The 13,525-nt window shown below is 67.0% G+C and carries 11 protein-coding genes and 1 tRNA gene; 9 read left to right on the forward strand and 3 right to left on the reverse strand.

The window, feature by feature from the left end; translation table 11 throughout:
- Positions 1-9: 9 nt before the first annotated feature.
- A complete protein-coding gene (locus tag VI056_05290) occupies positions 10-885 on the reverse strand; it encodes a ParB/RepB/Spo0J family partition protein (protein HEY6202438.1) in 876 nt (291 codons plus the stop codon).
- Positions 885-1,676 (reverse strand): AAA family ATPase, encoded by a 792-nt coding sequence (locus VI056_05295; GenBank protein HEY6202439.1) that lies wholly within the window; start codon positions 1,674-1,676, stop codon positions 885-887. The genes VI056_05290 and VI056_05295 overlap by 1 nt, the downstream gene beginning before the upstream one ends.
- 283 nt (positions 1,677-1,959) lie before the next feature.
- Between VI056_05295 and VI056_05300 the strand changes: the two genes are divergently transcribed.
- From VI056_05300 to rodA, 4 genes are all read left to right on the forward strand, one after another.
- Positions 1,960-3,066: an AI-2E family transporter gene (locus VI056_05300; GenBank protein HEY6202440.1), complete on the forward strand. Its 1,107-nt coding sequence runs from the start codon at positions 1,960-1,962 to the stop codon at positions 3,064-3,066.
- A gap of 61 nt (positions 3,067-3,127) precedes the next feature.
- Entirely contained in the window at positions 3,128-3,631 is a 504-nt protein-coding gene (gene mreD, locus VI056_05305) for a rod shape-determining protein MreD (GenBank protein ID HEY6202441.1), read from the forward strand.
- Positions 3,628-5,502, forward strand: a complete 1,875-nt coding sequence (gene mrdA / locus VI056_05310) for a penicillin-binding protein 2 (protein HEY6202442.1) — start codon at positions 3,628-3,630, stop codon at positions 5,500-5,502. Before mreD ends, mrdA begins: the two co-directional genes overlap by 4 nt.
- On the forward strand, positions 5,499-6,665 hold the full coding sequence (gene rodA / locus VI056_05315) for a rod shape-determining protein RodA (GenBank protein HEY6202443.1): 1,167 nt from the start codon (positions 5,499-5,501) through the stop codon (positions 6,663-6,665). Before mrdA ends, rodA begins: the two co-directional genes overlap by 4 nt.
- Here the strand turns inward: rodA and VI056_05320 are convergent.
- A complete protein-coding gene (locus VI056_05320) occupies positions 6,662-7,183 on the reverse strand; it encodes a DUF402 domain-containing protein (protein ID HEY6202444.1) in 522 nt (173 codons plus the stop codon). The genes rodA and VI056_05320 overlap by 4 nt on opposite strands.
- 191 nt (positions 7,184-7,374) lie before the next feature.
- Here VI056_05320 and VI056_05325 point away from each other — a divergent pair.
- The 5 genes from VI056_05325 (at position 7,375) to VI056_05345 (ending at position 13,079) form a co-directional block, all read left to right on the forward strand.
- Positions 7,375-7,449, forward strand: a tRNA-Ala gene (locus VI056_05325).
- Positions 7,450-7,559: 110 nt separating this feature from the next.
- The gene (gene leuS / locus VI056_05330; protein HEY6202445.1) at positions 7,560-9,986 is read left to right on the forward strand and encodes a leucine--tRNA ligase; all 2,427 of its coding nucleotides are present in this window, start codon (positions 7,560-7,562) and stop codon (positions 9,984-9,986) included.
- Entirely contained in the window at positions 9,983-10,390 is a 408-nt protein-coding gene (locus VI056_05335) for a hypothetical protein (protein HEY6202446.1), read from the forward strand. The genes leuS and VI056_05335 overlap by 4 nt, the downstream gene beginning before the upstream one ends.
- A 263-nt stretch (positions 10,391-10,653) precedes the next feature.
- A complete protein-coding gene (locus tag VI056_05340; GenBank protein HEY6202447.1) occupies positions 10,654-11,202 on the forward strand; it encodes a helix-hairpin-helix domain-containing protein in 549 nt (182 codons plus the stop codon).
- 8 nt (positions 11,203-11,210) lie between these two features.
- Positions 11,211-13,079, forward strand: coding sequence for a ComEC/Rec2 family competence protein (locus VI056_05345; protein ID HEY6202448.1), 1,869 nt, complete (start codon positions 11,211-11,213; stop codon positions 13,077-13,079).
- Positions 13,080-13,525 lie beyond the last annotated feature (446 nt).

Genomic DNA, 13,525 nt, shown 5'->3' on the forward strand with positions numbered 1-13,525 from the left:
GGCTCTCCCTCACGCGCGACCGGCGCGGACCAGGAGCTCATAGAGACGCTCGAAGTCCTCGTCGGAGTAGTAATCGATCGCGATGCGACCGCCCTTGCGGCCGCGCAGGACCTCCACCTTCGTACCCAACGCAGCGCGAAGCTCGCTTGTCACTTGCGCGAGATCGGGGTCACCGCCGCGCAAACGCGGTCGCGATCGCCCGCGCCGTGGCGGGCGGACCATCTTCCGTGCGAGCGCCTCCGCGTCCCGCACCGACAGCTGCCTCGCGATCACTGTCGCAAGTGCGGTGAGTGCGTCCGAAAGAGGTAGCGACAGCAGAGCGCGCAGGTGGCCCTCGCTGATCTTGCCCTCCATGACCGCGTCCTGGAGAGGCTGTGGCGCGGTGAGCGTCCGGAGCATGTTCGCGACCTGCGAACGAGACTTCCCCACCCGCTCTGCGACCTGCTCCTGCGTGAGGTCGTACGTTTCCATCAGCAGCTTGTACGCGCGCGCTGTCTCGATCGCATTGAGGTCGGCGCGCTGCAGGTTTTCGACGAGTGCGAGCTCGAGTCGGTCGCGCACGTCGTCGCGAATGACCGCGGGGATCGTCGTCTTGCCGGCGACGCGGGCCGCGAGCACTCGACGGTGACCGGCGACGAGCTCGTAGCCATCGCCGTCGCGTGATACCACTATTGGTTGCAGGACGCCGTGCCGCTTGATCGACGAGGCGAGCTCAGAGATCCCATCCGCGGCGAAGTTGCTGCGTGGCTGCTGCGGATTCGGGCGGATCCGCTCGAGCAGGATCTCTGTGGTGCCGACGGGCTGGACCGTCGGCGTGGCGGAAGCGTTCGCGGGCGATTGGCCCAGAAGCACGTCGAGTCCGCGTCCGAGACCAGTGCGGGCCATCAGGCTATCGCCCCGGTCAGCGCGATCGGCTCGCGCGCTTTGAGCCTGGTGATGAGCTCGCGGGCCAGCTCGGCGTATGCCTTGGCGGCACGTGACTGCGGGTCGTAGAGGCTTATCGGCTTGCCGTGGCTCGGCGCCTCCGCCAGGCGTACCGTGCGTGGGATCCGTGAGCGGGCGACGAGCTTCGGAAAGTGCTTGCGGACCTCGTCGATGACCTGCATGGAGAGGCGATTCCGACGGTCCTCCATGGTGAGGACGATTGCGAGGACCTCGAGCTTCTCGTTGAGCCGCTCCCGCACAGCCTCGATCGTGTCGAGCAGCTGCGCCAGTCCTTCGAGCGCGTAGTACTCGCACTGCACCGGGACGACCACGCCGTCGCCGGCTGCAAGCGCGTTCACGGTCAGCAGACCCAGCGAGGGCGGACAGTCGACGATCACGGTGTCGTAGGCCGAGGCCTCGCGGAGCGCCTTGCGGAGGCGGTATTCCCGCGCCATCACTGGCACAAGCTCGACCTCTGCACCGGCCATCTCCGGACCTGAAGGCAAGAGGTCGAGGCCCGCGACAGCCGTCGGCACGACTGCTTCAGCAAGAGGACGATCTCGAAGCAGCACACCATAGATGCCATTCGCTCGCTCCTTGCTGATCCCAAGGCCACTGGTGGCATTCGCTTGGGGGTCCAGGTCAACAATCAGGACCCGCTGGCCGCGCTCGACCATTGCGGCGCCGAGGCTGATGGCAGTGGTCGTTTTCCCCACTCCGCCCTTCTGATTGCTCACCACGAGGACCGTCATTTCGCCCCCTGTCACACGTGAAACATGGGCCGCTAAACCTATGGAAAACTGGGAACGAAACTGCGCCTGTCCGTGGCCTCGATTCTATCCGAAACACACTAATGTCGTCTTGTATCAGTTCCTGCCCATCCTGCGGTACATCACTCTCCGCGCTTTACCAGCGTGGACTTGTCGGCAACTCCGTCGCATGTGCTCGAAGGGCCGCAGAACGGCAAAGTCCTGCCTGATAATTCTGCGCGGGATGGGAGCTCGCTGGAGCGTAGCCACAAAACGTGCGGTCGTGGTGGCGTTTGCCGCCCTCCTGATCCTGCTCTTGTGGCGGGCCGGCGAGGTCGTTCAGCCCTTCATCTGGGGCCTCGTCGTCGCATACGTCCTGCTACCGGTTGTGGGTGCGATCGAACGGCGGTTCTCCCTCCCGCGGACGGCGGCGGCGCTCGCCGTCTTCGTCGCCCTCCTCGCAATCATTTTTGGCGGCGGTCGCCTGGTGATCCCACGCGTCGTGGAGAACGCGGGAGATCTGCAGAAGAACTGGCCGGTGCTGGTGGCCAACGTCCAGCAGACGATCTCCAACACGTTCGACCAGATCGGCCTCAGCGACCTGGATGATGTGCTCATCGGACCGAACGTGGACGACATCGAGCGGCAGATCGCGGCGATGGCACAGCGGACGGCGCTGCCGTTCGCGATCGCCTTCGGCCACTTCCTGCTGGAGTTCCTCGTGTTCTTGATCGCGACGTTCCTGCTGCTTCGCGACGCCCCACGGCTCTACGAGTTCGTGCGGCGCAATCTGCCCGGGCGCCAGCGCCGTGAGATCGTGCAGGTCCTCGGCGAAACGAACGTGATGCTGGGCCGCTACATTCGGGGGCAGCTCTTCCTCGTGCTGCTCATGTCGACGGTGACGACGATCGCGCTCACGCTTCTCGGCATTCCGTACAGCGTCTTGCTCGGTGTGCTCACCGGTCTTCTCGAGACGATCCCGTTCGTCGGTCCGATCACGGCCGGCGCGATCGCGTGCCTCGTGGCACTCGGTCACCCGAATCCGTTCGGCTGGTCACAGCTCGTGTATGTCGGAGTCGTCGCCATCATGTACACGATCCTCCGACACGCCGAGGACTATCTCGTGATCCCGACGGTCATCGGTCGCGCCGTGCGACTGCATCCCGCGCTAGTGATCTTTTCGCTCCTCACCGGCGGCGCGGTGTTCGGTCTGCTCGGGATCATCTTGGCGGTGCCGATCGCCGCGACGGTGCGGCTCGTGCTCATCTACGTGGGCGCGAAGATGCGCGACGAGGACCCCTTCCCGCAGCTCGAGGTGGAGCTGGCGGAGGCGACCGAGGCCGGCGGCGACACGATCGAGGCGACACGCGTCCCGGGGCGGGCCCGTCCCTAGGGCCACTTACGCGTAGCGTCCTGAGGCCGTTCGCGTTCCGCCATTACCAGAGGAGGGCTCCGTGCGCTTCGCGCTCGCCATAGTCATCCCGCTCGCGGCGGCGCTCCTCCAGGGATCGGTGGTGCCGTTCATGTCCGTAGCCGGCGCGCGTCCCAACCTCCCCGTACTGGTGGCCGCCTCCTGGTCGGTCGCCGCCGGCGCGCGGGAGGCTGTTTGGTGGGCCTTTGTCGGCGGACTCACGGCGGATCTGCTTTCCGGCGGCCCGCTTGGCGCGCTCGCCCTGGCGACGCTGGTGCCTGTGGCGGCGGTCGGGCTGGGGGAGAGCACGGGCCGTCCGCGCTCGATCGTCGGCGGAGCCCTCCTCGTCGGCGTGGCGACGCTTGGCGCAGGCCTCCTGTACCTCCTGATCCTGCTCGTCGTCGGACAGCCGCTGTCGGATCCGCTACTTCTCGCCGGTGGAGCGGCTGCCGGTGCGATCTACAACGGCCTCCTCGCGATCGCTACCTATCCGATCGCCAGATCCATGCGCCACATGACCGAGAAGCAGGCATCCTTCGGACTATGAGACAGACGTCGCGCGACTTCGTCCGACCAAATCGCTTCATCGCGATGGGGATCGCGGTCGTGCTCGTCTTCGCCGGACTCACGGTGCGCCTTTGGGATCTGCAGGTCGTGACCGGTAGCCATTACCGTGACCTCGCCGAGCAGAACCGCGTGCTGCGTCTACCGGTCGAGGCGGAGCGGGGGACCATCGTCGACCGCAACGGCAAGGTGCTCGCGCGGAATCTCCCCGGATTCGCCGTCACGGTGATCCCAGTGGACGTGCCGCGCCCGAAACAGGAGGAGCTCGCGCAGCGTTTGGGCGCGCTCATCGCTCGCGCACCGAGCGATGTGTACAACGCGATCGATATCCAGCGAGCGCGCAACCCGTACGAGCCGGTGAAGATCTCGCTCCGGCCGGTCGCGCGCGACATCGCGCTGTTGCTGTCGGAGCGCGCTGAGATGTTCCCGGGAGTGCGCGTCGAAGCCGAGTCGATCCGGTCGTACGCGGACGCGGTCCTCTACTCACCACTCCTGGGATACGTCGGTCCGGTGACCGAAGACGAGTTCGAAGCGCTCCGCGACAAGGGCTACCTGCAAACGGATCTCATCGGCCGCACCGGTCTCGAGTACGAGTACGAGAACTACCTGCGCGGCAGGTATGGCTGGCGTGAGATCGAGCGCGACGCGGCACAGCGCGAGATCAAGCAGCTCGCGTATTCACCGCCGACGACCGGAAACAGCCTCGTGCTCACCATCGACGACCGCCTGCAGAAGCTGATCGAGGGCGAGCTGAAGAAGGGCGTCGACCAGGATCTCTTCACCCAGGCCGTCGGGATCGCGATGAACCCGCAGAACGGCGAGATCCTCGCGATGTACTCCAACCCCGGCTACGACAACAACTGGTTCATCAACGGCATCACGCCCGAGCAGATGGCGCAGCTCAATGGCGACGACCGCCATCCGCTGGTGAACAAGGCGATCGGCGACATCTATCCGCCGGGCTCGACGTTCAAGATGGTCACCGGCCTCTCGGCGCTGAGCGAGGGGATCGCGAACCGCAGCACGGTCGTGAACGTGACGTCGAACGTGCTGAACGTCGGCGGCTTCAACTTCTACGACTGGCGCGCGCACGGTTCGCTCGATTTCGTCAACGGGTTCGCGCATTCGAGTGACATCTACTTCTACACGCTGGGCGGCGGCAACCCGAATACAGGACGCGCGGGCGTCGGCCCCGAGGCGATCTACAAGTACGGGAGCGACCTCGGCTTTGGCGCCCGGACCGGCATCGATCTGCCCGGCGAGGCCACCGGGATCATGCCGAGCCCGGCGTGGAAGCTGCAGACGTTCGATGAGCCGTGGACGATCGGCAACACGTATCACGAGTCGATCGGTCAGGGCTTCGTCGCCGTGACTCCGCTCCAGCTGCTCAATGCGTACTCGATCGTCGCGAACGGCGGCACGTTCTACCAGCCGCACCTCCTGAAAGAGGTCGTCGGTCCGCAGGGGAACGTGGTCTTCAGGCAACAGCCCAACGTCGTGCGGAAGGTCGGCATCACGCAGGAGAACCTCACGCTGCTGCGCGAGTCGGCGCGGCGCGTGGTCACGATCGGGCACGCCTTCATGCCGAACGCGAAGCTGCCCATCGCCGGAAAGACCGGCACCGCGGAGTTCGGCTCCTCGGCGGGGAAGGACACCGCGGGCCGCAACAAGCTCGGCTTCCACAACTGGTTCGTGTCCTTCCTGCCGAAGGCGGACAACACCGACCCGACGGCCGAGATCGCGATGGTGATCTTCACCTTCGACTCGAGCCGCTCCCTGTGCGAGAACTGCTTCAATCCCGCCGTCGGTATGACGCAGCGGATCCTCGAGGCCTATGTGGTGGGGCCAAAGTGAGCGTCAAAGCGCTCGACATGCGGCGCTCGTCTGCGTCGCCGCTGCACGACCGGCCGCACGCCAGGCGGCTGGACCAGGTCGATCCGTACCTCCTCATCGCGACCCTGCTCCTCATCGGGTACGGGCTGGTCATGACGTACGCGGTCACCGTCGAGTCGCGCACCCTGACCGGCGACCCGATGCAGTTCGTCATCCGCGGCGCGCTGTGGGCCGCGATAGGCGTGGCGGTCATGGTGGCAGTCGCGATGTTCGACTACGCGTGGCTCGGCACCTTCGCGCCGCTCCTCTATCTGCTTACGCTCGGCCTGCTCGGCGTGGTGCTGGTCATCGGCACGTCGTCACTCGGCGCGCAGCGCTCGGTGAACTTCGGCGGGCTTTCATTCCAGTTCAGCGAGATCGCGAAGGTGCTCATGATCGTGGTACTCGCGAAATTCTTCGCCGATCGCATCGATAAGATCGGCTCGCCTCTGACGATCCTGGGTGGCCTCGTCTTCCTCGGGCCGGCGGTGTTGCTCGTCTACCGGCAACCTGACCTCGGGACGACGCTCGTCTTTGTCGCGATCTTCTTCGGCATGGCGTTCATGGCCGGCGCGCGCCTGTGGCAGCTCATCGGGATGGTCGCCGTCGCCGGCGCGTCGTTCCCAGTGATCTGGAACGTCCTGAAGCCCTACCAGCAGGCGCGCCTCACCGCGTTCCTCGATCCGTACTCCGATCCACAGGGAGCCGGCTGGAACATCATCCAGTCGCTCATCGCCGTGGGTTCCGGCGGACCGACGGGAAAGGGCCTCACGGCCGGAACGCAGTCGCCGCTTGGCTATCTCCCCATCGCCGAATCCGACTTTGTCTTCGCCGGGCTCGCCGAGGATCTCGGCTTCATGGGCGCGATGATCCTCTTCGGGGTCTACATCCTGCTGCTCGTGGCCGCGCTGCGCGTCGCGTTCCGCGCGCGCGATCCGTTCGGGATGCTGCTCGCCTCCGGCGTCGTCGCGATGCTCGTGTTCCAGATCCTGGTCAATGTCGGCATGGCGATCTCGCTCATGCCCGTGACGGGCATCCCGCTGCCGTTCATCTCGCACGGCGGCAGCTCGCTCGTGTCGATCTGCTTCGCGCTCGGCGTGTTGCAATCGGTCGCGATGCGACGCCCCGGACCGGAGATCGGCTAGTCCAGCTCCGTCGTAAGCGTTGAAGGCGGCAGGGTCTCGGCCCCCTCCGGCACCGCGTAATACGGACCGTGCTGATCGAAGAGGGGATCACCTGCCGCGATCAAACGACGCACCTCGTCTCTCGCTGCGAGCGCGAACTTGCGTTCCTCCGGCGGCAGGAAGATCAGCTGATGCTCGTCCTTCTCGCTCACCGCGCCCGACGGATCGATCATCACGTCGAGGAACAGATCCGTGAACTCGAGGACGTCGCCCACGGTGTGAAAGCGGTGCGCGACGTCGATGTAAAAGCGCTTCGCGCCGCTGGGACCGTGGCACGCGATCGTGAATGGCCGATCCGGATGGAGGATGGTGATGCCCTCGACCTTCGCCGTCCACCCGCCGAGCGGATTGGACCACCGCGTGCCTGCCGGCTGGTAGACGCGCGTCCATCCAGCCACCGGTGGCAGCAGGTACCCCCAACGGGTCTGCCAGATCGAGCCGTCGGGGATGCGCTTGTCGAGACGGATGAGCGAGTACATCCACCTATACTTTGCCCCGAGAGGCCGCGATCGGGAGCAGCACGCGGAACCCCTGACGAAGAGAGCCGGCGGTTGGTGCGAGCCGGTGTCCGGGAACGCGGAACTCGCCCGGGAGCCGCGAGCGTGAATCGAAAGATCTAGCGCTCGCCGGAGTCACGTCCGTTATCAGCGTGCTCGAGCGGAGAACGATCGGGGCTGTGGCGCAGTGGGAGCGCATCACACTGGCAGTGTGGGGGTCGCGGGTTCGAATCCCGCCAGCTCCACCAGATCGTTTCTCAACGAGGGGTGGTACCGCGGGAGTCGCCTTCCGTCCCCTGGTCCGGCAACAGCCGGCGGGGCGGAGGGCGTTTTCTATTCGGGCGAAAGGAGGCGCGAGATGGCAGTGGCGAAGCAGCGGATCGAGAAATACGACCCGGCGAGCATCGAGGCGAAGTGGCAGGAAGAGTGGGTGCGTTCCGGTCTCCACGAGACACCGGACGAAAGTGATCGCCCGAACTTCTATTTCCTGACGATGTTCCCGTACCCGTCGGGCGACATTCACGTCGGTCACTGGTACGCGTTCGCGCCACCGGACGCCGCCGCGCGCTTCCTGCGCATGCGCGGGCACAACGTGCTGTTCCCGATGGGCTTCGATGCGTTCGGCATCAACGCCGAGAACGCGGCCATCGATCGCAAGATCCACCCCGCCGTGTGGACCGAAAAGAACATGGCGCACATGCGCGACCAGTTCCGCCGGATGGGGACCGCGATCGACTGGCGCCGCGAGGTGATCACCTGCTACCCCGAGTACTACCGCTGGAACCAGTGGATGTTCCTGAAGCTGTTCGAGAAAGGCCTGGCCTACCGCGGCGAGGCGCCGGTTAACTGGTGCCCGCGCGACGAGACGGTGCTGGCCAACGAGCAGGTCATCGCCGGCCGCTGCGAGCGCTGCGATACGCCTGTCGTGAAGCGGCAGATGACGCAGTGGTTCTACAAGATCACGAAGTACGCGGATGAGCTGCTGAAGTTCGAAGGCCTCGACTGGCCGGAGCGCGTGCGCGTCCTGCAGACGAACTGGATCGGTCGCTCGGAGGGCGCCGAGATCGCGTTCCCGGTCGAGGGTCACGCCGGCGATGAGATCCGGTTCTTCACCACGCGGCCGGACACGATCTATGGCGCCACGTTCATGGTCCTGGCCCCGGAGCATCCGCTGGTCGCGAAGGTCACCGTGCCCGCGCGCCGCGCCGAGGTCGAGAAGTACGTCGAGCGCGCGCGCAACATGGCCGAGATCGAGCGCACGTCCGCGGAGCGCGAGAAGACCGGCGTCGACACCGGAGCATTCGCGCGCAACGTCTTCACCGGAGAGCGGATCCCGATCTTCGTCGCCGACTACGTCCTGTCGACCTATGGGACCGGAGCGATCATGGCCGTCCCCGGACACGACGAGCGCGACTTCGAGTTCGCGAAGAAGCATGGGCTGGAGATCCGCGAGGTCATCTCGCCCGACGGCAAAGAGCACGCCGTTCTGAGCGAGCCGTACATCGGCGAGGGCGCGATGGTGCGCAGCGGTCCCCTGAGCGGGACGCGCAGCGAGGCGGGGAAGCAGGCCGTCGCGGAGGACGCGAAGAAGCGCGGTATCGGGAAGCCCTCCGTCACCTATCGCCTGCGGGACTGGCTGATCTCCCGGCAGCGCTACTGGGGCACGCCGATCCCGATCGTCCACTGCGACACCGACGGCGCTGTTCCGGTGCCCTACGACCAGCTGCCCGTTGAGCTCCCACGTGATGTCGAGTTCACCGGGCGCGGCGGGTCCCCGCTGGCACGCGTCGCCTCGTTCGTCAACACGACGTGCCCGAAGTGCGGCAAGCCGGCGCGCCGCGACACGGACACGATGGACACGTTCGTGGACTCGTCCTGGTACATGTACCGCTACGTCGATCCCAAGATCGACACGGCGTTCATGAACAAGGCCATCGGCCGCAAGTGGTTGCCGGTCAAGCAGTACACCGGCGGCGTCGAGCACGCGATCCTGCATCTGCTGTACATGCGCTTCATGACGAAGGCGCTTCGCGATCTGGGCGAGCTGCCATTCGACGAGCCCGTGCTGCGGTTCCGCTATCAGGGGACGATCGTCTTCAAGGGTCGCAAGATGTCGAAGTCGCGCGGCAACGTGCAGACGCCCGACGAATACGTCAAGCAGTACGGCGCAGACACGCTGCGGTTGTTCATGATGTTCATGGGCCCGTGGGTGGACGGCGCGGATTGGGACGCCTCCGGGATCGAGGGCACGTACCGGTTCCTGTGGCGCGTGTGGGAGCTGGCGTTGACCGATCCCGCACCGGCGCGCGCGCGCGACGCGGACGTCGATGGTGCGGTGCATCGCACGATCAAAAAGGTCACCGAGGACCTGGGCGACTATCACTTCAACACCGCGGTGGCCGCGATGATGGAGCTGGCCAACACGCTGCAGCACGCCACCGGGACCAGCCGCAATGAGGGCATCGCGACGCTCGTGCTGCTGCTGGCGCCGTTCGCGCCGCACATGACCGAGGAGCTGTGGCACCGCCGCGGGGGTGCGGGATCGGTCCATCAGCAGAGCTGGCCGACATACGACGAGACGGTCGCCGCGCCGCGCGAGGTCACGATCGTCGTTCAGGTCGACGGCAAGGTGCGCGATCGGATCCCCATGGCCGCTGGCCGGCCGGACACCGACGTGCAGCGCGCCGCCCTGGCGAGTCCAAAGGTGCAGGCCGCGCTGGATGGAGCGAAGCCGACCAAGGTGATCGTCGTGCCCGACCGCATTGTGAGTATCGTGACGAGGTGAGCGGGGAGATCAGGTTGGGTGCGTTGTGCGATCACGCACTGGTTGGGCAGGACGGCAAGGTGAGCCTGATGGGGATCTTCCGCAACATCAGCGTGAGCGGGCTGCCCGCGCAGCATCCGCGGATGTTCCTCGTCGCGATCCTCGGTCTCGACGTCGGTGCGCACAACGTCGTGGTGCGTCTGCTGCGGCCCGATGGGCAGCAGTCGATGCCGAATCCGCCGGAGATCTCTGTCCACGCCGTCGCCGGACAGGACGTGAACGTCATTGTCGAGCTCAACAACATGAGCTTCACCGCCTACGGGACACACAAGTTCGAGCTCACCGTTGATGGCGAGGCGGTCGGCAGTCTCCCTGTCTCGATCGTGCAGATGCAGCCGCCCGGGGAGCGCCGTCGCGCGAACTAGTCCTTATAGAGCGAGGGCCTGGACGGGCAGGCTCACGTGGTCTTCGCGGACGGCATCCCGACGGCGAAGCTCAAGGTGGTCGACACCAAGAAGACGACCACTGGCGTCGTGATCGCCACGTACCAGCCCACCTGAGGTCCAACTGCACGATCACGCGCATGATCGCGGTACCTCGTTTTCACAGGCTCCGTCACACGAACGTGTGACGGCCGCGACGACCATGAGGCCTTCCCACGGCGACGCGAGCCAGCCACGCTCGGCAGATGCCCCGGCCGCTTGTCATCGCCGCGCTCGTCGCTGTCGCCGCCGGCGCGTTCGTGCTCGTCGCGCGTGCCCGAACGCCTGCGCCGGTGCCGGTCGAGGTCGTGGAAGCGACACCCGAGCCCACCCCGCCTCCGCTCATCGTGGTGGATGTCGAGGGCGCGGTCGCGCGGCCCGGCGTGGTCAGGCTAGCCTCTGGCGCGCGCGTCGCCGATGCACTTGCGGCGGCCGGCGGAACGACCCCTGATGCCGATCCGGCGGCCCTGAACAAAGCCTCGACGCTGCGGGATGGCGCGCGTGTGTACGTGCCCCGCTACGGCGAGACGCCGCCTGCGGGCAGCGTCGGAAGCGAGTCCGAGCGCAAGATCGACATCAATCACGCCACGCCGGCGGAGCTGGAATCGCTCCCCGGCATCGGGCCGAGCACCGCCGCGCGAATCGTCCGCGCGCGCGAGCTCAGGGCGTTCGCGAAGGTAGAGGAGCTCCAGACGCGCGGGCTCGTAACCGGGCGCGTCCTCTCCGATATCCGTGACCTCGTCACGACGCGGTAGCGCAGGTCGTGAGCGCCCTCTTCCTCTCGCCACTGCTGCCCGCCGCCCTGCTCGCTGTTCTTGTCGCTCTTGCCGGGCGCGCATCGTTGCCACTCGCACTCGCGCTCGGCGCGGTCAGCGCCGTCGGCTGCGCGGCGCTCGCGCTCGCGAGCGCCAACGGGCCGCGCCGGTCGCTGTGGGCGTGCGCCTGCGCATCGGCTGTGGGCGTCTCCCTGCGGCTTGTGCTCGGTCCGGTGCCCGGGGTCGACCTCGCCCAGCTCGTGTCGTTCGATGCGCTTCGCGCGGATCTCGCGCGTCCGCTTCGACTTCTCGTGCCCGAACCGGAGAGCGGCATCCTGCTTGGCATCGTTCTCGGTGAACGCGCGAGCGTCTCGCCGGATCTCGCGTACGCGTTCGCCGTGAGCGGCACCACGCACCTTCTCGCGATCTCTGGTTTCAACATGACGCTCGTCGGCACCGCCGTCGCCCTTGCCCTCCGTGGTCGCGCGCGTCCCACCATGCGTGCTGTCGCGACCGTTGCCGCGATCGTCGCGTACAGCCTGCTCGTCGGTCTCGGCCCGAGCGTCATGCGCGCGGCGCTGATGGCGTCGGTCGCGTCGGTCGGTCTCGCATCGGGCCGCCGCGCAGCGACCGCGAACGCGCTCTGCGTCGCCGTGACGGCGATGCTCTTCGCCGATCCCGCCGCGATCGCGGACCTCGGCTTCCTGCTGTCCGCAGCGGCGACCGCGGGTCTCGTGCTCTGGCAGGCGCCGCTCTCCGCGCGCTTCGCCCTCCTGCCCGGCGTGCTGCGCGAGGGACTGGCGACGACGCTCGCCGCCAGCGCGCCAACGCTGCCCATCGTCGCGGCCGCCTTCGGGCGCGTGTCGCTCGTGTCACCGGTCGCGAATCTCGTCGCGGTCCCGCTGTTCCCGCCGCTCATGATCACCGGCGCGGCGGCGAGCGTGCTCGGCGCGCTCTCGGTCGACGTCGCGCGCCCGGTCGCGCTCGTCGCGTATGGATGCGCGCTGGCGCTGCGCATCGTCGTCGAGACGTTCGCCGCCCTGCCCATCGCGGCGGTGGGCGTTCCATCCGGGCCTGTGACTGGCCTCGTCGTCGGCCTGGTGATCGTCGCTGTGGTGCGTGGCGCGCCGCGGATCCGTGGACAGCTCCGCCTCCCGCGGATCGCGCTGCCATCGATGCACGCGCCGCGTGGCGCTCTCCTCGCGGTGCCCGCGCTCGTCGTCGCGGGCGTGCTCGCGTGGCCGGGAGCCGATCCGGAAGTTCGTGTTCGCGCGCTCGACGTGGGTCAGGGCGACGCGTATCTGGTCGAGCTTGGCGGAGCGATACTGCTCATCGACGGCGGTCCCGATCCCGCGCGCCTCATGGAGGAGCTCGGCGCGAGCCTTCCGCCGTGGCGGCGGCGCATCGATGTCGTCGCTCTCACACACGCGCACCTGGATCACGGCGCGGGTCTGATCGCTGTCCTCGATCGCTACGAGGTTGGCATGACGCTGGAGCCGGTCGGTCTGAACCCGGGTGCCCTGACGGATCTCTGGGCCGCGGGGATCTCGCGCGCGCACGCCGCGCGCCACGCTGTCCGCGCGGGGCAGCGACTACGTGTCGGCGACGCGGTCATCGCGGTGCTCTCGCCGGAGAGCGATCCGCGTGTCGATACGCCGTCCCTCGTGCTGCGCGTCGAGCGCGGTCGCTTCTCGGCGCTCTTCATGGGAGACGCGACCGATGAGGCTCTCGCCGATCTGCTGCTGCACCGAGAGGGTCTTCACTCGCGGGTCTACGTGCCGCCGCACCAGCGTGACGGGACGCACCTACACCACGTGACTGTCGATGGTCTGGCCGAGTGGATTGCGTGGTGGGACGCGCGGGAGGCGAGTGCGTGAACTAGACGCATCCTCCGGGCTAGCCTCGGCGCGCTTTCCAGCTCGACGTGACGCCCCCTAATGTTTCGTTAGCGGTCAGATCGCCGGCCCGACTCGGGTCAAAACCGCCAGACTGTAATCGGCGGCAGTCGCGTCGAGGGCGTTGAGCATCGCGGCATCCTCAGGGAGTCGACGAATAGATAGTCCACTGGAGATGTTCATCCGCTGATCGATCTTCGTATCGTCGCGTCGTGCTCGAGGACATGATTGAACGGCAGCTCCCCATGCACTGTCTGTGTCGGCGCGGAACACCTGAATAGAGGTTCTATCGGTGTCAACCCGCTCCGGCGACGGCCAGCGCGAGGACGGCCAGCACGAGGTTACGCGCGATGACTTCAGGTCCAGATCCGGCTCCGCTCTTAGCGACAGCCAGTCTCCCGAAGCACCCGCATCCGGCTCCACCTAAC

The sequence above is a fragment of the Candidatus Limnocylindria bacterium genome, assembly GCA_036523395.1.
Classification (GTDB): domain Bacteria; phylum Chloroflexota; class Limnocylindria; order P2-11E; family P2-11E; genus CF-39.

Bases quoted from the DNA above. Each gene is read 5' to 3' on its own strand.
- VI056_05290 (HEY6202438.1), bottom strand. From the start codon at position 885: ATGGCCCGCACTGGTCTCGGACGCGGACTCGACGTGCTTCTGGGCCAA.
- VI056_05295 (HEY6202439.1), bottom strand. From the start codon at position 1,676: ATGACGGTCCTCGTGGTGAGCAATCAGAAGGGCGGAGTGGGGAAAACG.
- mrdA (HEY6202442.1), top strand. From the start codon at position 3,628: ATGAGACAGACGTCGCGCGACTTCGTCCGACCAAATCGCTTCATCGCG.
- VI056_05320 (HEY6202444.1), bottom strand. From the start codon at position 7,183: ATGTACTCGCTCATCCGTCTCGACAAGCGCATCCCCGACGGCTCGATC.
- leuS (HEY6202445.1), top strand. From the start codon at position 7,560: ATGGCAGTGGCGAAGCAGCGGATCGAGAAATACGACCCGGCGAGCATC.
- VI056_05340 (HEY6202447.1), top strand. From the start codon at position 10,654: ATGCCCCGGCCGCTTGTCATCGCCGCGCTCGTCGCTGTCGCCGCCGGC.